The following is a 245-nucleotide window of genomic DNA, read 5'->3' as shown; positions in this document are numbered from 1 at the left end:
CCGCCCGAAAGCTGCGCGGGATAGCGCTTGGCGAAGCTCTCCATGCGCACCATCTTCAATGCGTTATTCGTGCGATGCGCGCGCTCTTCGGCGGAAACCTTGCGCACGGTCAGCGGATACGCGACGTTCTGCTCGACCGTGAGATGCGGGAACAGCGCGTAGTTCTGAAACACCATGCCGATGTTGCGCTTGTGCGGCGGCACGGTATTGAGCAATGTGCCGTCGAGCCAGATCTCGCCGCCGGT

The 245-nt window shown here is 62.0% G+C and carries 1 protein-coding gene; it reads right to left on the bottom strand.

From position 1 onward, the window contains the following. Positions 1-245: ATP-binding cassette domain-containing protein (locus tag SB753_RS40315; RefSeq protein ID WP_410805579.1), on the bottom strand; the 245-nt coding region annotated here is incomplete at both ends.

Origin of the sequence: Paraburkholderia sp. SIMBA_053 (assembly GCF_046534895.1) — a bacterium.
In the GTDB taxonomy this organism is placed as follows: domain Bacteria; phylum Pseudomonadota; class Gammaproteobacteria; order Burkholderiales; family Burkholderiaceae; genus Paraburkholderia; species Paraburkholderia caledonica.
The sequence above is the reverse complement of the archived record's forward strand: the minus strand, read 5'-3'. Positions and strand labels throughout refer to the sequence as shown.